The sequence below is a fragment of the Paraburkholderia sp. HD33-4 genome (assembly GCF_021390635.1).
Lineage (GTDB): Bacteria > Pseudomonadota > Gammaproteobacteria > Burkholderiales > Burkholderiaceae > Paraburkholderia.
Genome location: NZ_JAJEJS010000001.1, coordinates 246,000 through 269,415, shown reverse-complemented (window position 1 = coordinate 269,415; position 23,416 = coordinate 246,000). Strand labels below are relative to the sequence as shown.

General features: G+C 66.2%; 25 protein-coding genes. 4 read left to right on the top strand and 21 right to left on the bottom strand.

Features of this window, described 5'->3' with window-relative positions; translation table 11 throughout:
- Positions 1–29: 29 nt before the first annotated feature.
- From L0U84_RS01235 to L0U84_RS01215, 5 genes are all read right to left on the bottom strand, one after another.
- The gene (locus tag L0U84_RS01235; RefSeq protein WP_233846599.1) at positions 30–1,310 is read right to left on the bottom strand and encodes a dicarboxylate/amino acid:cation symporter; all 1,281 of its coding nucleotides are present in this window, start codon (positions 1,308–1,310) and stop codon (positions 30–32) included.
- 382 nt (positions 1,311–1,692) lie between these two features.
- Entirely contained in the window at positions 1,693–2,445 is a 753-nt protein-coding gene (gene ugpQ / locus L0U84_RS01230) for a glycerophosphodiester phosphodiesterase (protein ID WP_233846597.1), read from the bottom strand.
- A gap of 98 nt (positions 2,446–2,543) precedes the next feature.
- The gene (gene lipA, locus L0U84_RS01225) at positions 2,544–3,551 is read right to left on the bottom strand and encodes a lipoyl synthase (RefSeq protein ID WP_233846595.1); all 1,008 of its coding nucleotides are present in this window, start codon (positions 3,549–3,551) and stop codon (positions 2,544–2,546) included.
- Positions 3,552–3,567: 16 nt separating this feature from the next.
- Complete coding sequence (gene lipB / locus L0U84_RS01220) at positions 3,568–4,293, bottom strand: lipoyl(octanoyl) transferase LipB (RefSeq protein WP_233846593.1); 726 nt, start codon at positions 4,291–4,293, stop codon at positions 3,568–3,570.
- A 120-nt stretch (positions 4,294–4,413) separates the two neighbouring features.
- Positions 4,414–4,740 (bottom strand): DUF2917 domain-containing protein, encoded by a 327-nt coding sequence (locus L0U84_RS01215; protein WP_233846591.1) that lies wholly within the window; start codon positions 4,738–4,740, stop codon positions 4,414–4,416.
- 98 nt (positions 4,741–4,838) lie between these two features.
- On the opposite strand from L0U84_RS01215, the gene L0U84_RS01210 reads away from it, so the two are divergent.
- Positions 4,839–5,822, top strand: coding sequence for a transcriptional regulator GcvA (locus L0U84_RS01210; RefSeq protein WP_233846582.1), 984 nt, complete (start codon positions 4,839–4,841; stop codon positions 5,820–5,822).
- Between the two features lie 31 nt (positions 5,823–5,853).
- On the opposite strand, the gene L0U84_RS01205 is transcribed toward L0U84_RS01210, so the two are convergent.
- The 10 genes from L0U84_RS01205 to L0U84_RS01160 form a co-directional block, all read right to left on the bottom strand.
- Positions 5,854–6,123 (bottom strand): DUF493 family protein, encoded by a 270-nt coding sequence (locus tag L0U84_RS01205; protein WP_129960330.1) that lies wholly within the window; start codon positions 6,121–6,123, stop codon positions 5,854–5,856.
- Positions 6,095–7,054 carry a D-amino acid aminotransferase gene (locus L0U84_RS01200; RefSeq protein WP_233846580.1) on the bottom strand — a complete coding sequence of 320 codons (960 nt, stop codon included), beginning with the start codon at positions 7,052–7,054 and terminating at the stop codon, positions 6,095–6,097. The genes L0U84_RS01205 and L0U84_RS01200 overlap by 29 nt, the downstream gene beginning before the upstream one ends.
- Positions 7,055–7,067: 13 nt before the next feature.
- The gene (locus tag L0U84_RS01195; RefSeq protein ID WP_233846571.1) at positions 7,068–8,297 is read right to left on the bottom strand and encodes a D-alanyl-D-alanine carboxypeptidase family protein; all 1,230 of its coding nucleotides are present in this window, start codon (positions 8,295–8,297) and stop codon (positions 7,068–7,070) included.
- Between the two features lie 321 nt (positions 8,298–8,618).
- Positions 8,619–9,263 (bottom strand): alpha/beta hydrolase, encoded by a 645-nt coding sequence (locus L0U84_RS01190; protein ID WP_233846563.1) that lies wholly within the window; start codon positions 9,261–9,263, stop codon positions 8,619–8,621.
- 32 nt (positions 9,264–9,295) lie between these two features.
- On the bottom strand, positions 9,296–9,619 hold the full coding sequence (locus tag L0U84_RS01185; protein WP_233846561.1) for a (2Fe-2S) ferredoxin domain-containing protein: 324 nt from the start codon (positions 9,617–9,619) through the stop codon (positions 9,296–9,298).
- A 138-nt stretch (positions 9,620–9,757) separates the two neighbouring features.
- Positions 9,758–10,915: a VanZ family protein gene (locus L0U84_RS01180; protein WP_233846553.1), complete on the bottom strand. Its 1,158-nt coding sequence runs from the start codon at positions 10,913–10,915 to the stop codon at positions 9,758–9,760.
- A 31-nt stretch (positions 10,916–10,946) separates the two neighbouring features.
- Positions 10,947–11,573 (bottom strand): ABC-type transport auxiliary lipoprotein family protein, encoded by a 627-nt coding sequence (locus tag L0U84_RS01175; protein WP_233846551.1) that lies wholly within the window; start codon positions 11,571–11,573, stop codon positions 10,947–10,949.
- Between the two features lie 30 nt (positions 11,574–11,603).
- Positions 11,604–12,593 (bottom strand): MlaD family protein, encoded by a 990-nt coding sequence (locus L0U84_RS01170; RefSeq protein WP_233846549.1) that lies wholly within the window; start codon positions 12,591–12,593, stop codon positions 11,604–11,606.
- 46 nt (positions 12,594–12,639) lie between these two features.
- Positions 12,640–13,518 (bottom strand): ABC transporter ATP-binding protein, encoded by an 879-nt coding sequence (locus L0U84_RS01165; protein WP_233846547.1) that lies wholly within the window; start codon positions 13,516–13,518, stop codon positions 12,640–12,642.
- Positions 13,515–14,648, bottom strand: coding sequence for an MlaE family ABC transporter permease (locus tag L0U84_RS01160; protein ID WP_233846545.1), 1,134 nt, complete (start codon positions 14,646–14,648; stop codon positions 13,515–13,517). Before L0U84_RS01160 ends, L0U84_RS01165 begins: the two co-directional genes overlap by 4 nt.
- Positions 14,649–14,794: 146 nt before the next feature.
- Here L0U84_RS01160 and L0U84_RS01155 point away from each other — a divergent pair, with 146 nt between their 5' ends.
- The 3 genes from L0U84_RS01155 (at position 14,795) to L0U84_RS01145 (ending at position 16,960) form a co-directional block, all read left to right on the top strand.
- On the top strand, positions 14,795–15,727 hold the full coding sequence (locus L0U84_RS01155; RefSeq protein ID WP_233846543.1) for a biotin--[acetyl-CoA-carboxylase] ligase: 933 nt from the start codon (positions 14,795–14,797) through the stop codon (positions 15,725–15,727).
- Positions 15,724–16,563 (top strand): type III pantothenate kinase, encoded by an 840-nt coding sequence (locus L0U84_RS01150; RefSeq protein ID WP_233846541.1) that lies wholly within the window; start codon positions 15,724–15,726, stop codon positions 16,561–16,563. Before L0U84_RS01155 ends, L0U84_RS01150 begins: the two co-directional genes overlap by 4 nt.
- A 157-nt stretch (positions 16,564–16,720) precedes the next feature.
- Positions 16,721–16,960: a hypothetical protein gene (locus tag L0U84_RS01145; RefSeq protein ID WP_233846538.1), complete on the top strand. Its 240-nt coding sequence runs from the start codon at positions 16,721–16,723 to the stop codon at positions 16,958–16,960.
- 68 nt (positions 16,961–17,028) lie between these two features.
- Here L0U84_RS01145 and rfaE2 read toward each other — a convergent pair whose 3' ends face one another.
- The 6 genes from rfaE2 to L0U84_RS01115 form a co-directional block, all read right to left on the bottom strand.
- Entirely contained in the window at positions 17,029–17,511 is a 483-nt protein-coding gene (gene rfaE2, locus L0U84_RS01140; protein ID WP_233846536.1) for a D-glycero-beta-D-manno-heptose 1-phosphate adenylyltransferase, read from the bottom strand.
- A 153-nt stretch (positions 17,512–17,664) separates the two neighbouring features.
- Positions 17,665–18,540 (bottom strand): ferritin-like domain-containing protein, encoded by an 876-nt coding sequence (locus L0U84_RS01135; protein WP_233846534.1) that lies wholly within the window; start codon positions 18,538–18,540, stop codon positions 17,665–17,667.
- A 579-nt stretch (positions 18,541–19,119) separates the two neighbouring features.
- Positions 19,120–19,917: a PhaM family polyhydroxyalkanoate granule multifunctional regulatory protein gene (locus L0U84_RS01130; protein WP_233846519.1), complete on the bottom strand. Its 798-nt coding sequence runs from the start codon at positions 19,915–19,917 to the stop codon at positions 19,120–19,122.
- Positions 19,918–19,999: 82 nt separating this feature from the next.
- Positions 20,000–20,857, bottom strand: a complete 858-nt coding sequence (locus tag L0U84_RS01125; RefSeq protein ID WP_233846517.1) for an enoyl-CoA hydratase/isomerase family protein — start codon at positions 20,855–20,857, stop codon at positions 20,000–20,002.
- Positions 20,858–20,911: 54 nt separating this feature from the next.
- Positions 20,912–22,165, bottom strand: coding sequence for an ABC transporter substrate-binding protein (locus tag L0U84_RS01120; RefSeq protein WP_442793963.1), 1,254 nt, complete (start codon positions 22,163–22,165; stop codon positions 20,912–20,914).
- A 204-nt stretch (positions 22,166–22,369) separates the two neighbouring features.
- Positions 22,370–23,353 carry a fumarylacetoacetate hydrolase family protein gene (locus L0U84_RS01115; RefSeq protein WP_233846515.1) on the bottom strand — a complete coding sequence of 328 codons (984 nt, stop codon included), beginning with the start codon at positions 23,351–23,353 and terminating at the stop codon, positions 22,370–22,372.
- Between the last annotated feature and the right edge of the window lie 63 nt (positions 23,354–23,416).

The window sequence follows — 23,416 nt, the reverse complement described above, 5'->3', positions numbered from 1 at the left end:
TGGTCACGACAGGGTTGGAAAAGCTCGGCTCAAACGCCGGCCGGCTCTTTGACGTCCACATCGCCGCGCAGCACCTTGTTCAGCCTGGCGCGATCGAGCTCCTTCTCCCAGGCCGACACGACGACCGTCGCGACACCGTTGCCGACGATGTTCGTCAGCGCGCGGCACTCGCTCATGAAGCGGTCGATACCAAGGATCAGCACCATGCCCGACAGCGGAATCGTCGGTACCACGGCAAGCGTCGCCGCGAGCGTGATGAAGCCCGCGCCGGTCACGCCGCTCGCGCCCTTCGAGGTCAGCATCGTCACCGCGAGCAGCGTCAGCTGCTGGCCCCACGTGAGGTCGGTGTTGGTCGCCTGAGCGATGAACAGCACCGCCATCGTCATGTAGATGTTGGTGCCGTCGAGGTTGAACGAGTAGCCGGTCGGTACCACGAGGCCCACCACCGAGCGCGAGCAGCCGAGGTTTTCGAGCTTCTGCATCAGTTGCGGCAGCGCGGCTTCGGACGAGCTCGTGCCCAGCACGATCAGCATCTCTTCCTTGATGTACGCGACGAAGCGCAGGATGTTGAAGCCCACCATGCGCGCGATCGCGCCGAGCACGAACACCACGAACACGATCGAGGTCAGATAGAACGTGCCGACCAGCTTGAGCATCGGCAGCAGCGAGCCGATGCCGTATTTGCCGATCGTGAAAGCCATCGCGCCGAACGCGCCGATCGGTGCGAGCTTCGTGATGATGCGCACCATGCCGAACAGGATGTGCGAGATCCCGTCGATGATGTTCATCACCGGCTTGCCCCTCTCACCGGCGGTCGCGAGCACGGCGCCGAACAGCAGTGCGATCAGCAGGATCTGCAGGATCTCGCCCTGCGCGAACGCCGACGTGATCGTGTCCGGAATGATGTGCATGAAGAAGTCGACGGTCGACTGGCCGTGCGCCTTCTCGGCATACGACGCGACCGCGCGGCTGTCGAGCGAGGCCGGATCGACGTTGAAGCCGGCGCCGGGTCGCAGCAGGTGCGTGGCGGCGAGGCCGAGCACGAGCGCGAAGGTCGAGACGATTTCGAAGTACAACAGCGCCTTGCCGCCGACGCGGCCCACCTTCTTCATGTCCTCCATGCCGGCGATGCCCGTCACGACCGTGCAGAAGATGATCGGCCCGATCACCATCTTGATGAGCTTGATGAAGCCGTCGCCGAGCGGCTTCATGTCGATGGCGAGGTTCGGGTAGAAATGCCCGAGTACGATGCCGATGATGATCGCCACGATCACCTGGACGTACAGCACTTTATGGATAGGTTTCTTCACGATGGTTCCTGCGAGGGGGATGAGCGGATGACCCGCCGTGGGGCGCGACACGCGAACGATACGTCGTCGCGCGGGCGCACCCTGGCGGGCCGCTGCAAAGACGACGAATTCAGAAATACCGGGAAGGGAAATCGGACATCGTTGTCTCCTTGCTTTTTTGTCGGGCCGTGGCGGCCACGTGCTTTATTTCGCAAGGTCGATGCCAGTTCGATATCGGACGCGGAGCCTTGATTTTTATGGGTTTTTCGGCAAGGCTCCGCGCGCAACGTCCGGGTTTCCGGAAATCCGGACGAGTGCCGTCGGGGAATCCGGAATCCAGTGCGCGCGCGGTTGCGGGGAAACCCGCAGGGGTTGGTCCGGAGCTCGCGAGCGCGACGTCAGATCAGGTCAACAGATCGATCCGATCCGTGCAGATCATGTCGACGCCCCATTCTTCGAGCAACCGTGCGCGCGCCGGATCGTTCACTGTGTAGGCGAGCACCCGCAACCCGGCCGCGCGGATCTGCGCGACCAGCGGCTCGCTCAGATAGCGGTGACTCGCGTGCAGCGACACGCAGTCGAGTTCGCGCACGATGCGCAGCCAGTCCGCCGGCACCTGCTCGAACAGCATGCCGCGCGGCAGCGACGGCGCGGCAGCGCGCGCGGCGGCGAGCGCCTCGAACGAAAACGACGACAGCAGCGGCGGCGTCTGCCCTTGCCACAGCGCGAGCGCGCCTTGGCCGACCAGCGTGCCGGTGATGACTTCACGGCCCGGACACGGCTTGATCTCGATGTTCGCAGCGATGCCGTCGCGCGCGCAACGCTCGGCCGCGTCGGCCAGCGTCGGCAGCCGCGTGCCGGCGAACTCCGCGCCGCGCCACGCGCCGGCATCCAGAGCGGCGAGTTGCTGCCATGTGTGCGTGGCCGCAGGCCCGTGGCCGTTGGTCGTGCGATCGAGCGTGTCGTCGTGCAGCAGGAACAATGCGTTGTCGGCGGATAGCTTGGCGTCGAATTCGACCATCCGATAGCCGTAGCGCACGCACGCGTCGAAACCGGCCAGCGTGTTTTCCGGCGCCAGCGTGCCGCCGCAGCGGTGCGCGATCAGCCGCGGATAAGGCCATTGCGCGGAGGTTCCGCGATCCATCGGAGTTGCCACTGGTTTTACCCTTGCTGATAGAACAACGGTCCAAGTAAAAAGCCCGCACATCGGCGGGCTTTTTCGTTTCTGCGGATTTAATGCGAGGCGCCTGCGCGTCAGACTACGCCGGCTCCATGCGCCTGCACGTCGGCGTGATAGCTCGAACGAACCATCGCGCCCACCGCGGCGTGCGTGAAGCCCATCTTGTACGCCTCTTCCTCGTACATCTTGAAGGTGTCCGGATGCACGTAAGCGCGCACCGGCAGATGGTGCTCCGACGGCTGCAGATACTGGCCGATCGTCAGCATGTCGACGTCGTGTTCGCGCAGATCGCGCATCACCTGCAGAATTTCCTCTTCGGTTTCGCCGAGGCCGACCATCAGACCGGACTTGGTCGCGACGTGCGGATGCAGCGCCTTGAAGTCCTTCAGCAGCTTCAGCGAATGCGCGTAGTCCGAACCGGGGCGCGCTTCCTTGTACAGACGAGGCACCGTTTCGAGGTTGTGGTTCATCACGTCGGGCGGTGCGGCATTCAGGATGCCGAGCGCGCGGTCGAGGCGGCCGCGGAAGTCCGGCGTCAGGATCTCGATGCGCGTCTCCGGCGACAGCTCGCGCGTCTGACGAATACATTCGACGAAGTGCGCCGCGCCACCGTCGCGCAGATCGTCACGGTCAACGCTGGTGATCACCACGTACTTCAGCTTCAGCGCGGCAATGGTGCGCGCGAGGTTGGCCGGTTCGTCGGCGTCGAGCGGATCGGGACGGCCGTGGCCGACGTCGCAGAACGGGCAGCGGCGCGTGCACTTGTCGCCCATGATCATGAAGGTCGCGGTGCCCTTGCCGAAGCATTCGCCGATGTTCGGGCAGCTCGCCTCTTCACACACCGTGTGCAGATTGTGCTCGCGCAGGATCTGTTTAATCTCGTAGAAGCGCGAATTGCCGGTGGCCGCCTTCACGCGGATCCAGTCCGGCTTCTTCAGCTTTTCGATCGGGACGACCTTGATCGGGATGCGCGCGGTCTTGGCTTGCGCTTTTTGCTTCGCGGTAGCGTCGTAGGCGGCGGGGGCCGGCACGCTTTCGGGCGCGGGGGTAGCTGCTGCGGAATTCGCGGTTACGTCAGTCATTCGTTCGATCCAGTCATCAGGCGGTGAGCGCACCGGTCTGCGGTTGGGCGACGGCCGCGGGATTGCCGTCGAGGTTTGCGGTGAGACTTGCTGCGAGGGTACGGGCCACGTCGTCCCAGCCGGCGGCGACGCCGAGCGTCGCCATGTCGACTGTTTCGAGCCCCGCGTAGCCGCATGGATTGATCGCGAGAAACGGTTGCAGGTCCATGTTCACGTTCAGACTTACGCCGTGATAGCTGCAGCCGTTGCGGATTTTCAGGCCAAGCGCCGCGATCTTGGCGCCGGCATGCGGCCCGGCCTCGGGCCCGGGCGCCACGTAAATGCCGGGGGCGCCCGCCTTGCGTTCTCCGGCGAGATTATACGCCGCCAGGGTGTCGATCACGGCCTGCTCGATCCGGCTGACCAGTTCGCGCACCATCAGCTTGCGCCGGCGCAGGTCGAGCAGCAGATACGCGACCACCTGGCCGGGCCCGTGATAGGTGATCTGCCCGCCGCGGTCGACCTTGACGAGCGGAATGTCGCTGTCGGCCGCGAGCAGGTGCGCCGGATCGCCGGCCTGGCCGAGCGTGAAGACGGGCGGATGTTCGACGAGCCAGATTTCGTCAGGGGTGTCAGCGGTACGGGCGTCGGTGAACGCGCGCATCGCGTCGAAACTGGTCTGGTAGGGTTCGCGGCCGAGCCAGCGCAGCGTAGGCGGCTCAATGGCAGGAAGAGGAGACGGAGAAACCGGGGTGGCACACATGATTCCGGGAGTTTACCGAAATCTCGGAAACCGCGCCCGAGGGGACGGGAAACCTGGCACAAGCGGGGCTGGCGCGCCGCCAGCCCTCTCGCAAGACACGGCGTGGCCGCCGCGCCCCGCTCAAACCGTGCGCCAGCCGCCGCGCACGCGCATCATCCAGCGCTCGCCGAGGCGCGCGAGCCAGTTCAGCGCGCGCTCGTCGCAGCGCGTCGGCACCGAGAACGCAACCTTCGCGAACGTGGCGCCCTCGGCGCTGAGCCAGAGCCGCTCGCCGCGCCGCAGATGCAACGTTTGGCCGGGCTGCAGCCAGTAGTCCTTCGTGTCATCGCTACGCGTGACCCACACCGCGCCGCCATGCACACGCAACTTCGTGCTGCGTGCCACCTTCAGCGGCAGCGTGTCGCCAGTGCGGATTTCATATGCAATGCTAGAGGAAATTTCTCGCATAATGCCCTCGCCAAAAATCGTTTCATGACTAGAATCCTAGGTGCAGCAAGGACTTGGGCAAAACGATCAATTTTCACGTCTATGTGAGAAATATTGCGATGGACCTGCGTCAACTCCCCGCCTTGAACGCGATCAAGGCATTCGAAGCCGCCGCCCGCCACGAAAGCTTTTCGCGCGCCGCCGACGAGCTCTTCGTCACGCACGGCGCGGTCAGCCACCAGATCCGCGCGCTCGAGGCCGAACTCGGCGTGTCGCTGTTCGCGCGCGACGGCAAGCGTGTGCGCCTCACCGAAACCGGTCGCCGCTACGCCACCCAGGTGCGCGCCGCGCTGATGGAGCTCGTCGATGCAACTCGCGCGATCCGCGCCGGCGACCGCGAGCGGCGTCTGGTGATATCGATGCTGTCGTCGTTCGCGGCGCGCTGGGTGACGCCGCGCGTCGGCAGCTTCATCGAGGCGCATCCGCAGTGGGATCTCGAGTTGCTGACTACCAATGCGCTGACGGACTTCGCGCGCGACGACGTCGACGTCGCGATCCGTTTCGGTTTCGGCAAATATCCGGGGCTGCATGCGGAGCTGCTGCTCGACGAAATCTTCTTTCCGGCCTGCTCGCCCAACTTCAACGGCGGCAAGCTGCCTCAAACCCCGGCCGATCTCGCCAAGGTCCCGCTGCTGCGCTCCGACGACGAGCTATGGCGCCCGTGGTTCGACGCCGCCGGACTGACCGACTGGCCGGAGCCGAAACGCGGCGTGCTGTATCAGGATTCGTCGAATCTGCTGCAGGCGGCCGTCGACGGCCAGGGGGTCGCGCTCACGCGCCGCTCGCTGGCGATGCACGAAATCGCGGCGGGCCGGCTCGTGCGGCTCTTCGATGTGGATGGGCCCAGCCCGTGGCAATACTATTTGGTCTGTCTGCCGCAGGCGCTGGAGACCGCGCGGGTCAAGGCGTTTCGCGACTGGGTGTTCGACGAAGTGGCGCGCTTCAGGCTGCTGTTCGATCTCGCCTGCGAAGCGGGACCCGAGGCGTGTTCGCGGCTCGCGGCGGAACAAGCCCCGGCGGACGCGTTGCGCGTCGCGCCGTGAGGTGAATAAAGGTGAATGATCGCGCGCGGTGTTACAGCACGACCTTGACCATCGGATGGCCGGTCAGCGCGCGATAGATGTCGTCGAGATGCGCGCGGCTCGTCGCGCGCACGTGGACGGTCAGCCCCGTGTAGGTGCCGCTGCTCGACGGCCGCGTCTCGACGCGCGACGCATCGACCTCGCTATCGAACACGCGGACCACTTCGACGATCGTCGCGGCAAACTCGGGGTGCGATTTGCCCATGATCTTGATCGGGAAATCGCAGGGGAATTCAAACAGTGAGTCGTTCTCGGGATTCATTCTCTACTCCTTCTTGCGCCGCAGCGGCTTCAGCCGCCTTGGCTCGCTGATACGCCGCATACAGCGCCGCAAACACCGCGCCCGGCTTGCCGGCGCCAACCGACGAGCCGTCGAGCCGCGTGACCGGCAGCACTTCCTTGGTCGCCGAGCTGACGATGATTTCATCGGCCGCGCGCACTTCGGCCTCGGTGATGTCGCGCGCTTCGAAGCGGATGCCGCATTCGGCCGTCAGCTCCTCGATAAGCCCGTAGCGGATCCCTTCGAGAATCTTGTTGCTGCGCGGCGGCGCGGCCAGCACGCCATTCTTCACGATCCAGACGTTCGACGACGACCCTTCGGTCAGCAAACCATCGCGGAACTGCAGCGTCTCGAAGGCATCGTTTTCGGCAGCGTATTGCGCCATCAGCACGTTGCCGAGCAGCGACACCGACTTGATGTCGCAATTGAGCCAGCGACGATCCTCGGCGCTCACACAAGCGACACCGCTCGCGCGCTGCGCGGCGCCGGGCAGGTTCAGCGCGGTGACCATCACGAACACGGTCGGCTTCACGCCGGCCGGAAACGCGTGAGCGCGCTTCGCGACGCCGCGCGTGACCTGGATGTAGGCGATCGCGTCCTGCTCGGCACGCAAGCCGCCGTCCGTTTCGTTGGCCTCGACCACCCGTTCGATCAGCTCGCGCCAGCCGGCGTCGTCGAGCGGATTGGCGATGCCGATCTTGCCGACCGAGCGCGCGAGACGCGCAAGATGCTGCGTCAGACGAAACGCGGTACGGCGCCCGCTCGCGTGCGCATACAACGGCGCCACTTCGTAAATGCCGTCGCCGAAAATGAAGCCGCGATCGAGCACCGGCACGCGCGCTTCGGACAACGGCACCAGTTCGCCGTTCAGATAAACGATCGGGTCCGCTGAAACTTCGGAGACAGCGGTCATTGCGGCGTAGCCTTTACTTCTTCTTGTTGAACATCAGCATCATTGAATCCCACACGCGGCCGACCACGCCGGCTTGCGGCACCGGCTGCATCGCGACCACCGGGAACTGCGCGAGCACCTTGCCGTCGGCGACGAGCTTGGCGGTGCCGACCTGCTGGCCGTTCGCGATCGGCGCGACGAGCGGATCGTTGAGTTCGATCTGCGGCTTCGCCTTGTCGGCCGCGCCCTTCGGCAGCGTGACGTACTGGTCGCCCTTCACGCCGACCTGCACGCTGTCCTGCGAACCCTTGTAGACGCGCGGCGTGGCCACGACCTGGTTCGCCTTGTACAGACGCGTCGTGTCGTAGGCGGTGTAGCCGTAGTTCAGCATCTTCAGGCTGTCCTGCACGCGGTCGTGTTCCTTGGTCTCACCCATCATCACCGAGACCAGACGGCGCGACGCGTCGGTCGCGCCCGGCAGCGGACGCTTCGCGCTCGCGATCAGGCAGTAGCCGGCCGCTTGCGTGTGGCCGGTCTTCAGACCGTCGACGGTCGGGTCGATCCACAGCAGACGGTTGCGGTTCGGCTGCTTGATCTTGTTGTACGTGAACTCCTTGACCGAGAAGATGTTGTAGTAGTCCGGATAGTCACGGATCAGGCGCGCCGACAGGATCGCGAGATCGCCCGCGGTCGTGTAGTGCTGCGGGTCGGGCATGCCGTTTACGTCGGCGAAATGCGTGTGCGTCATGCCGAGCTTCTGCGCTTCCTTGTTCATCATGTCGACGAACTGCGCCTCGCTGCCGCCCACCAGCTCGGCGAGCGCGATCGCCGCGTCGTTGCCCGACTGCACGATCATGCCGTACACGAGGTCGTGCACGGTCACCGGCTTGAGCGCCTCGATGAACATGCGCGATTCGTCGTTGCGCACGCGCCGCACGGCTTCGCTCGGCTCGATGCTCTGATCCATCGTGATTTTCTTCGTGTCGAGCGCCTCGAACACGAGATAAGCGGTCATCAGCTTGGTCAGCGATGCCGGCTCGACGCGCTCGTCGGCATTGGCGGACGCGAGCACCTGGTTGCTGGTCGCATCGACGAGCACCCACGAGCGCGCATTGACGCCCGGCGGCGGCACCTGCGCGAACGCGCTGCTCGCGACGAGCGTGGCCGGCAGCACGAGGCCGACGGCGATGGCGCGATTGAGCGAAGTGGGAACGAAAGAAGCGACTGACGGGAATGACGTGCGGCCAGAGGAGGAGAAACGCATAGGGTCGATTCGTGCGGAAAAAAACGTTGCGCGACAGCGCGCGGAGTTGGGGGAGCCGGTCGGCGGGGCTTCTGGCCGTAAAACGGCGGGCGCCCGTTGGACTGATGGCGACGCAATCGGTTCGCGAGCACAGCGCCGCGCACCCGGCCGCGCCCTCCCGCGAAATGACTCCGCGGCGCGCGATTCTGCCGGTTGGGCGGCGCTGTGCCCAAAAAAAGAGCGCTCATTATACGCGCGCTACCTGGTCACTTTCGCGCGTGTGTGGCCGATTTGCACACGTTTGCGCGCACCTGTCGCCTGCAAAACGCGCGCTGCACGTTTTCAGCGCCAGGCGTCGACGATGATCCGTTTCAGGATGTGAAGCTTGCGGTGCAGAAAGTGCTCGGCCCCCGGAATCACGACCACCGGCAGTTCCTGCGGGCGCGCCCAGTCGAACACGGATTGAATCGGAACGGTCTCGTCGACTTCGCCGTGAATCACGAGCGTGCTGTCGGGCACGGGCGCGACGTCCCAGCGGCTCGCCGCGGTACCGACGAACACGATGCGCTCGATTTCCCGGCCTTCGTCGCGCAGCTTCGCCGCGACGTGCGACAGCACCACGGTGCCGAACGAAAAGCCCGCGAGCACGAGCGGCAGATCGCCATGGTCAGGATCGGCGCGCATGTGTTCGAGCACCGCGCACAGATCATCGCGCTCGCCGACGCCCGCGTCGTGCTCGCCCTGGGTCTGGCCGACGCCACGGAAATTCGACCGGTACGTGACGTAGTTCAATTGCACGAGCGTGCGCGCGAGCGTCTGCGCGACCTTGTTGTCCATCGTGCCGCCAAACAGCGGATGCGGATGCGCGACGAGCGCGATGCCGCGCGGCGCGGCGCCTTTTTCGCGCACCTCGTCGGGCAGGTCCAGCGCGACCTCGATCTTGCCGACCGGGCCGTCGATCAGATACTTCTTCGTGTTGACGTTCATCGGAATGCCTGTGGATCGTTTCGTGGTTCGCGTTATTGATCGATCTTCAGACGCTCGACGACCTTGCCGTTCGCAAGATGCGATTCGACGATCTCGTCGATGTCGCTCTCGTCGACGTAGGTGTACCAGACGGCCTCGGGGTACACGACGAGCGTCGGACCCAGTTCGCAGCGATCGAGGCAACCGGCCTTGTTGATACGAACCTGGCCCGGACCGGCGAGGCCGAGCTGCTTCACGCGCTTTTTCGCGTATTCCTGCATCGCCTGCGCGTTGCAGTTCGCGCAGCTTGGGCGGTCGGCGCCGGGGTCGCGTTGATTCAGACAGAAGAAAACGTGGTGCTTGTAGAAGGAATCCATGATGTCCGGGGAGGCGAGCCTGAAAGGGGGGGCAATGGCACTGGCAGCACGCGGTATGCCGCGGCGCCCGTCGTGCGGACGATTATAGCGACCGGGCTGTGCAGGCGTCGGGGGCCCGGCGGCCGGCGCGCAAGCACGTCACACCGGCTTCGCGCGCCGCTTCAGCCACGCCCGCTCGACCGCGAACGCGAGCCACACCAGCGCCGCATAGGGCCACATCCATGCGAGCCAGCGCGCGAGCCCGTTGAAATGCAGATAGCGGCCCTGCCGCCAGTCGGCGAGCACGGCGTCGAAATACGGATTCACAGGCAGCAGATTGACGAACACCAGCGCGACGACCAGCGCGACCCCGGCGAGCGTCGCGCGCACGCGCCGCCGCAGCGGTAGCGCGGCGAGCGCGGCGACGCTGCCGCACACGAGTCCGATCAGCGCGCCGGGAGTCGCCCAGTTGAACGCAAGGCCCGATTGCGATTGCAGGAACGTCGCGCCGACCTTCACGCACAAGGTCGCGACGATGAAAACGAACAGCAGGCGCACGCGCGGCGCATGACGGCGCATCGGCAGCGACGCGAGCGCGAGCGCCGCGAACAGGTTCAGCGTCGTGATCAGCGCTTCCCACGTGTCGTCGGGCAGCCACGCGGCGGCGGCCGCCGCCCAGGCACCGACGTGCCACGCGGACGGAGCCCATCCGAGCAGCGCGTCCTGGGTGGCCGGATCGAAGCTCTGCCACAGCGCGCGCGGCCAGTTGCCGAGACCGAACAGACGCGGCGCCGGGTACATCGTCGCGAACGGCCACGCGGCGACGAGGCACACGAGGGTCGCATGACCGCGCTCGAACCACAGCAGCCGCAAACGTCTGAGCAAACCGCGATCGAGCAGCGCGCCGGTCAAAGGCGACATCGTCGCCGCGCCGACGAGCGCGCCGAGCGTGTTGGCGGCAAGGTCGAGGTTGGAGGCGACGCGCGTCGGCAGATAAGTCTGCACGGCTTCCATCGTGCCCGACAGCAGTCCCCCAAGCACGAACGCGAGCGCGACGGCCAGGGTGCCGCGCCAGCGTGGATACACCGCCAGCACCACCAGCGCGCCGAACGGCATATAGCCGAGCACGTTGGTGACGACGTCGAACGCCGTCAGATACTGCGGCATCGGATCGAACACATAGGCAAACGGCGCAAGGCCGAGCGAGCGCCAGCCCGAGAATGGATACCACGACCCGTAGACGATCAGCACCGTGTACAGCAGCAGCGCCTGACGGGCCAGCGCCGACGGGCGGCGCAGCCAGGGGCGTTCGCTCATGCAGCGCTCCGATGCGTGCGCTGCCCGCCCGTCATTGCGCGGCGACCAGCGCCTGCGAGCCGAGCCACGTGGTGATCTGCGCGACGAGGTCGTCGCTGGCCGCGGCGAGCGCCCGCGCGCCGCCGGCCGCATCGGCCGAATGCGCGGGTGCGCGCGCGACGAAGGTCTGCTGGCCGATCACCTTGCCGCCCTGCATCAGCGTCGCGCGCGCGGTGATCGCGCCGTGGCTGTCCGTCTGGCTGTCGAACACCTGCTCGAACTCGGTCAGATCGACCCGCAGCACCGGCGCGGCCACGCCGTCGGCGCCCGTCAGCACGGTACCGCGCTCGCTCAGCGTGTTGCGCAGGCGCTGCGTCAGCAGTTGCGACGGCATCATCGTCCAGTGGCTGTTGGCGTAGGCGGCGGTCTGCTGCGCATCGGCGTAGCTCAGCCGATAGATCAGCCGATCGGATTCGAGCACGGACGGCGCGCTGACCTCGAGCACCTTGACGGCCGGCAGCCGGCTCGCGGCGGCGCTCTGCGGCGGCGGCCCGAAGTCGTAGCGGATGTCCGACACGACCGCGGACGTGCCCGCGCAGCCCGTCGCCAGCACGCCGAACGCGAGCAGCGCCGCGAGCGCGGCGCGCGAGGACAACAGTCGGTGAATCGAGCGTGACATGGGCATCTTCCTCTGTTCTGGCCTGCGGATTTATTGGGCTGCGGAGGCTGCGGGGGCTGCGGGCGCGACGGCCGCGGCGGGCCACGCGAAGCCGGCCTCGCCCGGACCCGGCGCCGCGCGCGGCGCGCCGAACAGCACGCTGCGCGGATTGGTGTTGAAGGTGTCGGCGGCGCGGTCGATCGATTGCGCCGCCGAGCGCACGTCCTCGGTCAGCGAATTGACGCGCGGCAGCGTCTCGTAGCCGACCCGCGCGGACAGGTCCTGCAGCGACGTGTTCATCTGCGCGAGCGCATCGCCCGCCTGCTGCGCGGCCGTCCCGACTTTGTTCAGATTGCGCTCGAACGGCCCGTCCGGCCGGTTCAGGCCCGTGATCATCTGGTTGGTCGAGGCGAGCGTGCGATTGAGCTGATCGACCGTGGCGGGGAGCTTGGCGACGACAGGCGCCACCTGCTGGGTCAGCGCGGCCACGCCGGACGCCGCCTGCTGGAAGCTCGCCGCCGTGTCGTGAAGTTGCGCGACCATTTCCGGCGACAGCATGTCGTTCACGTTGTCGGTGACTTTTTCGAGCTTGCGCAGCAGTATGTCGCCGCGTTGCTGCAACTGGTCGAACAGACCCGGGCGCATCGGCAGTTGCGCGACCTTCTGCGCCGACGACGGCAGCGGCGTCAGGTCGCGCCCGGTATCGTCGAGCTGGATGAAGGCGATGCCGGTCACGCCCTGCAAGCCGAGGCTGCCGAACGTCGAATGGGTGATCGGCGCGTGCACGTCGACCATGATGCGGATCAGGATCTGCCCCGGATGCGTCGGGTCGAATTTGATCGACTCCACGCGGCCGACGCCGAGCCCGCGAAAGCGCACCGCGGCGTCCGCATAGAGCCCGGTCACGTTGGTGCGCGCGATCAGGTCGTACGGCACCCGCACGGTGCGGTCAACGTTGAACAGGTACGCCGCCAACGCGATCGCCGCCGTCAACACGACCGTGAAAAGCCCGGCCCAGAACGCATACGCTTTGTTTTCCATTGTCAGTTTTCCTGGTTCAAAACGGTCCGCTTGATGGCGGCCGGCCTCACAGCGGCAATTCGGACGACGCCGGCTCGAGCGCCGCCTGCGGCAGCTTCGCGCGGCGCTCGGGCGGCAGCGCCTGCAGCGCGCGGCGCCCGCGCAGGCCGAGGAAATATTCGCGGATGAACGGATGGTCGACGCCCGCGGCCTCCTCGACCGGCGCGTTGACGAGCACCTTGCGATCGGCAATCACGGCCACGCGCGTCGACAGCGCGACCATCGTGTCGAGATCGTGCGTGACCATCACGACCGTCAGACCGAGCGCGCGGTGCAGCCCGGAGATCAGCTCGACGAATTCGTCGGACGCCTCCGGGTCGAGGCCGGCGGTCGGTTCGTCGAGGAACAGCAGTTCGGGTTCGAGCGCGATGGCGCGCGCAATGCCGACGCGCTTGATCATGCCGCCCGACAGCGCCGACGGCATCTTCGACGCGTGCTTGCACGGCAGCCCGACCATTTCTAACTTCAGCATCACGATGTCGCGCAGCAGGTCTTCGGGCACCTTGCCGAGCTCGCGCACCGGTTGCGCGACGTTGTCGAACACGGACAGCGACGAGAACAGCGCGCCGCGCTGGAACAGCATGCCGGAGCGGCTGCGCATCAGCAGCGCGGTTTCGGGCGAGATCGTCGAGAGGTCTTCGCCGAACAGCTTGATCGTGCCCCGCGACGGCCGCTCGAGGCCGAGTATCTGCCGCACCAGCGTGGTCTTGCCCGAGCCCGAGCCGCCGACGATCGACACGATCTCGCCGCGCCGCACGTCGAGGCTCAGATGCTGATGCACGATGTTGCGCCCGTAGCGCTTGGTGATGTCGATCACCTCGATCACCGGCTCGGCGATCGACGGTACGGGCTGGCCGCGTACGGCTTCGGTTAGTGGCGCGATCATCCGAGCCCCACGTTCTGAAAAAGGATCGCGAACACCGCGTCCGCGAGAATCACGATGGTGATCGACGTGACCACCGAGGTCGTCGTGCCTTCGCCGAGACTCTGCGAATTGGCCTTGATACGGAAGCCGAAATGACAGCCGGCGATCGCGATCAGCATACCGAATACCGCGCCCTTGCCAAGGCCGATCCACAGGTTCGCGATCGGCACGACGGCGGGCAGCTGCCGCGCGAAGAAGCTCATGTCGATGCCGAGCACGAGCTTCGCGGCGAGCGCGCCGCCCGTCAACGCGATCACGTTGGTCCACATGACCAGCAGCGGCATCGCGACGGCCAGTGCGATCACGCGCGGCAGGATCAGCCGCAGGCCGTGCGGGATGCCCATCACGCGCATCGCGTCGAGCTCCTCGGTCACGCGCATCACGCCGATCTGCGCGGTGATCGCCGAGCCCGAGCGGCCCGCCACCAGAATCGCCGACAGCACCGGGCCGAGCTCGCGGATCACCGCGAGGCCGAGAATATTGACGATGAACTGGTTCGCGCCAAAGATGCGCAATTGCTGTGCCGACAGATAGCTCAACACGATGCCGATCAGGAATGCGACCAGCGCGGTGATCGGCAGCGCGCGGGCGCCGGCGTTGTAGATGTTCGCGGAGATTTCGGTCCACGGCGTGATTTTCGGCTTGCGCACGATCGCGAGCAGATCGAGCACGAAGCGCCCGAGCATCGCGACGCCGCCGTGCATGTGCTCGACGAACGAGAAGAGCCCGAGGCCGAGACGCGTGAAGGGATCAAAACGCGTGACGGGCTCGGCGCTCTCGCGCACCGTGTCGAGCAGCGCGATGCGCTCGAAAATGTCGCGCTGCGTGTCGGTGAGCGCAGTGCCCGGCGGCATCTTGCGGCCCCACACACGCCATAGTGCCTGGCCGCCGACGTGGTCCATCTTGTCGACTTGCGACAGGTCCCACCCGCCGATGCCCTGCGCACCGGTCAGCGAACGCAGTTGCGGAATCACCTGCCCGGTGGCGCGATCGCGCGCGAGCGCGAGCGCCGTCCACTGGCCCGAGAGACGGACGATCTTGCCTTGGCTGCCGGCCGCGACTTCAAGGCCGGGCGGAGTGTCGTAGTTCAAGGATCGCGTGAATCTGGTTATCGGATTAGGGGCCATTGTAACGAAGGCTCGGCCGCCGGTCCGCACTGATGCACATCGATTCGCGTCGCTCTTCGCCAGTCCGGATTCGGGTCCCGGGCGAGTTCGCTGTGGCTACAATATGAATCATGAATGCCTCCAAGATTCCCGCCTCCCCGCCCGCTGCGACAAGCGCGGCCTCGTCGTCGGCGTCGACCGACTGGCGCATCGATCGCGAACGCGCGGTCCAGCTGTTCGGCGCGCATGCGCACGACTGGCCGATCGAAATCGTCGAAGAAACCGGCTCGACCAACGCCGATCTGATGACCCACATGAAAGCACTCCCGCGACGCGCGAACGCGCTGCCGCGGCCGATCGTGCGTGTCGCGTATCTGCAGACCGCCGGGCGCGGCCGCCGTGGGCGCCCGTGGTACGCGGAGCCCGGCAACGCGCTGCTGTTTTCGGTCGCGTGCGTCTTGCCACGACCGCTCGAAGGGCTCGCGGGCTTGAGCCTCGCGGTGGGCGTCGCGCTCGTCGAGGGGCTGCGCTCGCTGCCGGTCGCCGGTCCCGGACAGATCGCGCTGAAGTGGCCGAATGACGTGCTGCTCGAGGGCGACAAACTCGCCGGCATCCTGATCGAAACCGCGTGGAGCACCGACGACGCGAGCGCGGTCGTGATCGGCATCGGCACCAACGTGAAGGGCGCCGATGAACTCGCCGCGAAGGTCGGCGCGCTGAACGCCGAAGTACCGCCGCAGGCGCGCGGCACCGTGCCGACCGCGTTGCAGCGCGCGCTGCCGAACGCGAATCTGACCGATACGCTGGCAGCCGAATTGAACGCGCTCGAACCGATGCTGCAGCGCTTCGGCGCCGAAGGCTTCGCGCCGTTCCAGCCGCGGTGGAACGCTGTGCATGCATACGCGGGCCGCGAGGTCGTGCTGATCGAGCAAGGCCAGGAGCTCGCGCGCGGCGTGGCCGCGGGCGTCGACGAACGCGGCCAGTTGCTGCTCGATACGGCCGAAGGCCGCCAGAGCATCGCGACCGGCGACGTGTCGCTGCGCCTCGCCGACGGTGTCGCATGACGCAGCGCGCGCCGTATCTGTTGATCGACGCGGGCAACAGTCGGATCAAGTGGGCTCTCGTGCAGCCGGACGGGACGCAGTTGGCGAGCGGTGCGCTAGCGCATGACGACGTTGCCGCGTCTCATGGACGTTCTGGTTTGCAACCCGGTTGGACCGACTGGCCGGCGCCATGCGGCGCCTGGCTCTCCAACGTCGCGGGCGCGGAGGTGGCGACGCACATCGCCGCGCTAGTCGACGCTCACTGGCCGCAACTGCCGCTCACGACGATCCGCGCGAGCGCGCATCAATGCGGCGTGACCAATTGCTATACGACACCGCACTCGCTCGGCAGCGACCGCTGGGCCGGCATGATCGGCGCGCACGCGGCGTTTCCCGGCGAACATCTACTGCTCGCGACCTTCGGCACCGCGACGACGCTCGAAGCGTTGCGCGCGGACGGCGCGTTTATCGGCGGATTGATCGCGCCGGGCTGGACGCTGATGATGCGCTCGCTCGGTGAGCACACCGCGCAACTGCCGACGCTCGACGCCGCCCATGCACGCGGTCTGCTCGACCCGGCCGATACCGCCGACGCGCCCCGTCGCGGTCCGTTCTTCGCGACGGATACGCCGCGCTCGCTGTCGGCGGGTTGCACGCTGGCACAGGCGGGATTGATCGAGCGCATGTGGCGCGATCTGCAGGATGAGTGGCGGGTGCCGGTGCGTCTCGTGGTCAGCGGCGGCGCCGCCGACGAAGTGGCGAGCGCACTGAAAGTGCCGCATACTCGCCACGATTCGCTGGTTCTGTCGGGTCTTGCGCTGATCGCAGCCGAGGATTCGGTGCACCAAAGCGGTTGATTGCCGGCCGCGGCTAGCGTTCGACTCACGACCGCGTGCGGGTGATTGACGGGGAGCGCGTGCGGCTGAGTTGCGCGCAATTGGCCGCCCGTTCTCCGGCCCGGGTTTCTCCTTGTCGCCCCAGGCTCAACTTCTCTCTGGATTGGAAACACCCACGATGCTTCGCTGGCCGATTGCCATTCTGATTGTTGTCAACGTGCTGGCTTTCGTCGCGCTGCGTGGCGCCTTCGGCCCGTCAACCACTTCCCGCGGACGCGAGCCGAATTATCTGACCCGCCAGATTCATCCGGACTGGCTAAAGGTGCGGCCCGTCAGCGCCGCCGATGCGTCCGATCAGGCGGTGGTCGGCGGACCCGCGCCGCAGGCGCCAATTTCGACCTCGGAGCTGCCAGAGTGATGAGGTGAGCGACGCGTACGGTTAGCGGTCCAGCCGTCCGCTGCGCGTTGCCGCGGCAGCGCACGGCATCAACCCTGCGTGCGCACCTTCTTCAACAGCGCGGTCGTCGAGCGATCGTGCTCGAACGCAATCGCGAGCGCCCTGCCGCCCCAGCCGCGCACGAGAGCCGATTCGGGCAGCGCGTCCATGTCGTAGTCGCCGCCCTTCACGAGCACGTCCGGGCGCAGCGCGGAAATCAGCTCCACCGGCGTCTTCTCGCCAAAGCCCACCACGTAGTCGACGCTTTCCAGCGCCGCGAGCAAAGCCATGCGGTCGGCCTCGTTATTGATTGGCCGGTCGTCGCCTTTGCCCAGCATCCGCACCGATGCGTCGCTATTGACACCGACGATCAGGCACGCGCCCAACGCCTTCGCGTCGGCCAGATAGGTCACGTGACCGCGATGCAGGATATCGAACACGCCGTTCGTAAACACGACGGGCGCGCGCAGCGAAGGACGCAGCTTCGCCAGGGCATCGCGCGTCAGAATCTTGCGTTCAAAGATGGCGGTCATCGCACGGTCACAGAGTTGGGGAGTTAAGGAATTGCGGGAAGAGGAATGCGAGGTGCCGTCACGATACACGCAGGACGGCGCCAAGCAAAACGGTCCGGCAAGCTCACGCTTGCCGGACCGCCTTTTGAAACGGTGCTAAAACCGCTCCAGCCGTTACGCCGGCTGCTGCGCCGGGTTTTGTTCAGCGGCTTGCAGACGCGCGACCACTTCCTTGCGATAACGGTTCAGTTCCTGCGCGGTGTTGAACGTGCGTTCGAACAACAGCGACAGGTTGTGCAAAATGCGCTCGACGACCTTCTTTTCCCAGCCGTCGTCGAAACGGATCTGCTCGTCGAGCCAGCGTTCGAGCCATTCCGGATCCGGCAGACGCGACTGGATCGTGTCGCGCGGGAACAGCGCCTGGTTCACGTGCAGGTTGGTGGGGTGCAGCGGCTTTTCGGTGCGACGCGCCGACGCCATCAGCACGCCGATCTTCGCGAACGCGGCACGCGCGATGTCGCCGGTTTGCGTCATCGCCTTCTTCATGTAGCGCAGATACGCGCCGCCGTGGCGCGCTTCGTCGCGCGAGATGGTTTCATAGATGTGCTTGATGACCGGCTCGGTGTGCCATTCGGCGGCGCGGCGATACCAGTGATTCAGGCGGATTTCGCCGCAGAAGTGCAGCATCAGCGTTTCAAGCGGCGGAGCGGGATCGAACTCGAAGCGCACCGCGTGCAGTTCCTCTTCGGTCGGGCACATTTCCGGCTTGAAGCGGCGCAGATATTCCATCAGCACCAGCGAGTGCTTCTGCTCCTCGAAGAACCACACGCTCATGAATGCGGAGAAATCGCTGTCGTGATGATTGTCACGCAGAAACATTTCCGTGGCGGGCAATGCCGACCATTCGGTGATCGCGTTCATCTTGATCGTCGCGGCCTGCTCGTCGGTCAATAGCGATGCATCGAATTTGTCCCAGGGAATGTCCTTCTCCATGTCCCATCGAACGGATTCGAGCGATTTATAAAGTTCCGGATAAAGCATGGTGTTCATAGTCCCACCCCTGTTCTGCACATACTGTGTGTGTCTGTTGCTACGTGTAGCCGTTTTTACCTACGACGAACGGGCGTGCCGTTTATCGGCCAAGCATTCAATTTTACGCGTTAACCGGCCACCCAGAGGCATCGGGCAGCAAAGAAGTCCGGGCTGTTGTATTGGCGCGTGAATCGTGAATCGGGCGTCGCGGCCAACCGTGGGTGAGGAATACCCTTTGCCTGAGGTCGAGCCGGTTTGCGAATGACGCGAGGACGGCGGGATTGGTTGTTTTCAGCGCACGCCCCAAAGCCAGATCAAGCTTACACAATGATAGCATGCGCCTCCCACGAAACCCGTGACAGAAGCGGCGCGAGCGCGCTGTGGTATTGACTTCTCTCAATAAAGTCGGCGATTTGCGCGGGTGGAAATCGCCGGTGCGGGAATACCGCAAAAACGGCGGCGATGAGTCGTCTTCGTCATCGCGCAGTCATTCGTGGAGCAACGGGTAGAGAAAGCGCGGACCCGGCCGCGCTCCATTTGTCCTTGCCTTGCCGTCGCTGTCGCACGGGGTGTCGGCGCGTTTCCCGCACCGCCCGTTCAGGTCGATTTTTTCGGCGTTGCCGCGCGCGTCCCCTCGCCGGACGCGCGTTTGGCCGACGGCGCGGCGCGCTTCGCGGCCGGCCGTTTGGCGGCGGGCTTCGCGCTTTGCGCGGCGGCGGCCGGCGCTTGCGCGCCCGACGCATCCGCCGCCTTTGCGGGTTCCGGCGTGCCCTGCGTGCCCCCGCCCGCCGCGGCAACCGCGACGGATGGCTGCGTCATCGCGAACTGTGCGATCTGGTTGAACTGCGATTGCAGCAGATTCCACCACGCGGATGCATCGAAAGCAGGCGTCGCGGGCGCTTCCTCTGCGTCGCTGTCGGCCGGCGCGGCGCTTTCGGGCGCCGGCTCGGCCGGCTTCGCCCAGCTCGGCGCCGGCGCAGGGCTCGGTGCGGGGCTCGGTGCGTCGCTCGCGGCCGGACCCGACGCAGCCGCCGCCGCCTGCGATATCGACGACTGCGCGAACGCGCCGAACGCGCGCAGTGTCGCGAGAGTCGCACGTTGCACTTCGAGCGCCTGGGTCGCCGACTGCAGCATGCTCAGATTCAGCTTCAGCCATTGCTCGACTGCGCGCATGTCGGTGATGCGCTTGTCGAGTTCCTCGACGCTCGTGAGCGGCGTCATCATGTCGGACATCATCGACAGCGACGGAGTGGTGCCGCCAGCCGGCTGCGCGCCCGTCATGGCGGCGCCGAACGGCGACAGCCGCATCATGCTCCACATGCGATCGAGCATTTCAGCGGGCGGAAAACCGGGAAAGCCGGGAAAGGGCGGCGCGGAGCCAGTGGTGTCGGTCATGGTTGTCGCCTCGGTGCTGGATGATAGGTAGAGCGCGCGACGCCGCGCGCGTTGATTCGATCATACCGTGTGGGGTATGACATCAAGACTGTTCGTCGTTACGTGGACCGCCAGCGCCAAAATCAGGCGCGCGACGCCCGCGCAACGAGCTCAGGCCTTCGCGCACGTCGGGCCCCGCGAAGCCCATGAATTCGAGCGCGAGCGACGTATCGAACGCCGGCCCCGCCGTGCGCAGCCAGTTGTTCAGCGCGTACTTGGTCCAGCGGATGGCGGTCTGCGACCCGTCGGCGAGCTTGCGCGCGACTTCGAACGCCTTCGGCAGCAGCTCGCTTTCGTCGACGGCGAGCGACACGAGCCCGATGCGCTCCGCCTCCTCGCCGCTCACCGGCTCGCACAGCAGCAGGTAGTACTTCGCCTTCGCCATGCCGCACAGCAGTGGCCACACGATCGCCGCATGATCGCCCGCGGCGACGCCGAGGCGCGTGTGCCCGTCGATGATGCGCGCCGTCTTCGCCGCGATCGAGATATCGGCGAGCAGCCCGGCGACGAGCCCCGCGCCGACCGCCGGACCATGCATCGCCGACACGATCGGCTTGCCGCAGTTGATCACGTTATAGACGAGGTCGCGCGCTTCGCGCCACACACGCGTGCGCACCTCGAAATCGTTCGCCATGTCCTCGACGAGCTGCAGATCGCCGCCGGCCGAAAAGCCCTTGCCCTCGCCGCGAATGATCGCGACGCGCGTGTCGGGATCGCGATCGATGTCGCGCCAGATCTCCGCGAGTTCGTAATGCATGCGCGCGTTCGCGGTCGCGAGCCCGCTTTTATTCGCGCCCTCGCCGCTCATTACGACTTCGAGCACGCCGTGCGGATGACGCTGCAAACGCAGAGACTGGTAGTGCGCGTAGTACGCGTCGTTCGGTTGCGATGACTGAGGCATGATGAGCAATCCGTAGGAGATTCGTTCAGTCGCGCGCGAGACGCCGCGACCCGTTCAATGCGGCTGATAAAGCCACTTGCCATTCGTGATTTCGACCATCACGCGGGCGCGCTGATCGAGCCCGAGGTGATCGGCCGCGCTCATGTTGACGACGCCGTTGGTATCCGCGAGTCCGCGGGTTCCTTCGAGCGCATCGCGCAGCGCGCGGCGAAACGGCGGCGTGCCTGGCGCGCCGGCCTTCAGCGCGAGCGGAATCGCATGCTCGAGCAACGCGCCCGCGTCCGACGTGTACGAGCCGAACGCCGACACGCTGCCCGCGCCGTGCAGAGCCTCGAAGCGCGCGATGTACTCGAGCGCGAGACGCTTCGCCGGATGATCGGCCGGCAATTGCGCGGCGACCAGCACCGGGCTCGCGGGCAGGAACGTGCCGTTGCAATCGGCGCCGCACACGCGCAGGAAGTCGTTGTTGCCGACGCCGTGGTTGTGATAGATGACGCCCTTGTAGCCGCGCTCGCGCAGCGTTTTCGGCGGCAGCGCGGCAGGCGTGCCGGCCGCGCCGACCACGACCGCATCGGGGTGGGTCGCGAGAATTTTCAGCACCTGGCCGGTCACGCTCGGATCGGTGCGATTGAAGCGCTCGCTCGCGACCACGTCGATGTGATGCAGCTGCGCGAACTTCGCGACCTCGGCGTAGAACGTCTCGCCGAGCGCGTCGGCCTGGCCGATGAACGCGATCGTCTTCACGCCGTGTCCGCTCGCATGCTCGGCGATCGCCGAGGCCATCATCGCGTCGGTCTGCGGCGTCTTGAAGACCCAGCGACGTTTCGCGTCGACCGGCTCGATGATTTTCGCCGACGACGCGAGCGAGATCATCGGCGTTTCGCCCTCGGCGACTACGTCGATCATCGCGAGCGAATTCGGCGTGATCGACGAGCCGATGATCGCGTCGACGTGATTTTCGCTGATGAGCTTCTTGGTGTCCTGCACCGCCTGAGTGGTGTCCGATGCATCGTCGAGCACGATGTACTCGACGTTCTGCCCGCCGATCTGTTTGGGCAGCAACGCGACCGTGTCGCGCGCGGGAATGCCGAGCGACGCGGCCGGTCCGGTCAGCGACAGCACGAGGCCGATCTTCACCTGCGCGAACGATGTCAGCGGCAACGCGCAGGCGAGCGCGGCGCACAGCGTCGCGGCGCGCCGCGCGAAGCGCCGGCCGCGTTGGCGCATGCCACGCGCGTACGTGCGCGCTTGAACGGGCGACGCGCAAGCGCGCCGATGTCCTGCTGCGGGGAAGTCCAATCGCGGCATGCCGTCTCCTCACGTCGGGTTTTCGTTGTGATGTATTGCCGATGTGCTACCGATGCGTTGCTGCGCGCTATCCGCCGTTCGCGCCATTCGCGCCGTCCCAGCCGGCGCGCCAGTCAGTTTAGCCGCGCGAGCAGGTGGCGGCATCGGGCGAAACCCTTTCGCGCGTGCCGCCGCGTCAACGCGCTACCGCGTCACCGCCGCCCGTCATTCGAGCGGCGCGATGCTCTGCTCGATCGCGCCGAAAATCGACTTGCCCGCCGCGTCGAACATTTCGATCCTCACGGTGTCGCCATACTTCATGAACTCGGTTTGCGGCGCACCGTGCTCGATCGTTTCGAGGCAACGCTTCTCGGCGATACAGCAGTAGCCGCGTTTCGCGTCCTTGTTCGATACCGTGCCCGAACCGACGATCGAACCAGCACGCAGATTGCGCGTTTTCGCCGCATGCGCGATCAGCTGGCCGAAGTGAAACACCATGTCGGTGCCCGCGTCGGGCTGGCCGACCTTCCTGCCGTTCCAGTGAACGATCATCGGCCGATGCACGCGGCCCTCGCGCCAGTGTTCGCCGAGCTCGTCGGGCGTCACCGCGACCGGCGCGAACGAGGTGGCCGGCTTGCTCTGGAAAAAGCCGAAGCCCTTCGCGAGTTCGGCCGGGATCAGGTGGCGCAGCGACACGTCGTTGACGAGCGTCACCAGCCGCACGCCGCGCAGTGCCTGCTCCGGCGTCGCGCGCATCGGCACATCGCCCGTGATGACCGCGACTTCGGCCTCGAAGTCGATGCCGTACTCTTCCGATGCGCACACGACGTCGTCGCGCGGACCGATGAAGTCGTCGCTGCCGCCCTGGTACATCAGCGGGTCGGTCCAGAATTCGGGCGGCATTTCCGCGCCGCGCGCGCGCCGCACGAGTTCGACATGGTTCACGTACGACGAGCCGTCGGCCCACTGGAACGCGCGCGGCAGCGGCGCCATGCACTCTTTCGCGTCGAACGAAAAGCTGTTGCGCGCGCGGCCCTGATTCAGCGCGTCGTAGAGGTCGTGCAGTTGCGGCGCGTAGAAGGCCCAGTCGTCGAGCACGCGCTGCAGCGTGGGCGCGATCGCGTCGGCGATGGCCGCCGTGTGCAGGTCGCGGGACACGACGATCAGTTGACCGTCGCGCGTGCCGTCCTTCAGCGAGGCAAGTTTCATAGAGCAGTGAACCGTGTATTAGTGACGATGGAAGGAATCTATTCTACGATGGTGAATCGGCGC

Excerpts from the sequence above, each read along its gene's own strand:
- lipA (WP_233846595.1), bottom strand. The coding sequence starts at position 3,551 with ATGACTGACGTAACCGCGAATTCCGCAGCAGCTACCCCCGCGCCCGAA.
- lipB (WP_233846593.1), bottom strand. The coding sequence starts at position 4,293 with ATGTGTGCCACCCCGGTTTCTCCGTCTCCTCTTCCTGCCATTGAGCCG.
- L0U84_RS01215 (WP_233846591.1), bottom strand. The coding sequence starts at position 4,740 with ATGCGAGAAATTTCCTCTAGCATTGCATATGAAATCCGCACTGGCGAC.
- L0U84_RS01210 (WP_233846582.1), top strand. The coding sequence starts at position 4,839 with ATGGACCTGCGTCAACTCCCCGCCTTGAACGCGATCAAGGCATTCGAA.
- L0U84_RS01205 (WP_129960330.1), bottom strand. The coding sequence starts at position 6,123 with ATGAATCCCGAGAACGACTCACTGTTTGAATTCCCCTGCGATTTCCCG.
- L0U84_RS01200 (WP_233846580.1), bottom strand. The coding sequence starts at position 7,054 with ATGACCGCTGTCTCCGAAGTTTCAGCGGACCCGATCGTTTATCTGAAC.
- L0U84_RS01195 (WP_233846571.1), bottom strand. The coding sequence starts at position 8,297 with ATGCGTTTCTCCTCCTCTGGCCGCACGTCATTCCCGTCAGTCGCTTCT.
- L0U84_RS01190 (WP_233846563.1), bottom strand. The coding sequence starts at position 9,263 with ATGAACGTCAACACGAAGAAGTATCTGATCGACGGCCCGGTCGGCAAG.
- L0U84_RS01185 (WP_233846561.1), bottom strand. The coding sequence starts at position 9,619 with ATGGATTCCTTCTACAAGCACCACGTTTTCTTCTGTCTGAATCAACGC.
- L0U84_RS01180 (WP_233846553.1), bottom strand. The coding sequence starts at position 10,915 with ATGAGCGAACGCCCCTGGCTGCGCCGCCCGTCGGCGCTGGCCCGTCAG.
- L0U84_RS01175 (WP_233846551.1), bottom strand. The coding sequence starts at position 11,573 with ATGTCACGCTCGATTCACCGACTGTTGTCCTCGCGCGCCGCGCTCGCG.
- L0U84_RS01170 (WP_233846549.1), bottom strand. The coding sequence starts at position 12,593 with ATGGAAAACAAAGCGTATGCGTTCTGGGCCGGGCTTTTCACGGTCGTG.
- L0U84_RS01165 (WP_233846547.1), bottom strand. The coding sequence starts at position 13,518 with ATGATCGCGCCACTAACCGAAGCCGTACGCGGCCAGCCCGTACCGTCG.
- L0U84_RS01155 (WP_233846543.1), top strand. The coding sequence starts at position 14,795 with ATGAATGCCTCCAAGATTCCCGCCTCCCCGCCCGCTGCGACAAGCGCG.
- L0U84_RS01150 (WP_233846541.1), top strand. The coding sequence starts at position 15,724 with ATGACGCAGCGCGCGCCGTATCTGTTGATCGACGCGGGCAACAGTCGG.
- L0U84_RS01145 (WP_233846538.1), top strand. The coding sequence starts at position 16,721 with ATGCTTCGCTGGCCGATTGCCATTCTGATTGTTGTCAACGTGCTGGCT.
- rfaE2 (WP_233846536.1), bottom strand. The coding sequence starts at position 17,511 with ATGACCGCCATCTTTGAACGCAAGATTCTGACGCGCGATGCCCTGGCG.
- L0U84_RS01135 (WP_233846534.1), bottom strand. The coding sequence starts at position 18,540 with ATGAACACCATGCTTTATCCGGAACTTTATAAATCGCTCGAATCCGTT.
- L0U84_RS01130 (WP_233846519.1), bottom strand. The coding sequence starts at position 19,917 with ATGACCGACACCACTGGCTCCGCGCCGCCCTTTCCCGGCTTTCCCGGT.
- L0U84_RS01125 (WP_233846517.1), bottom strand. The coding sequence starts at position 20,857 with ATGCCTCAGTCATCGCAACCGAACGACGCGTACTACGCGCACTACCAG.
- L0U84_RS01120 (WP_442793963.1), bottom strand. The coding sequence starts at position 22,165 with ATGCCGCGATTGGACTTCCCCGCAGCAGGACATCGGCGCGCTTGCGCG.
- L0U84_RS01115 (WP_233846515.1), bottom strand. The coding sequence starts at position 23,353 with ATGAAACTTGCCTCGCTGAAGGACGGCACGCGCGACGGTCAACTGATC.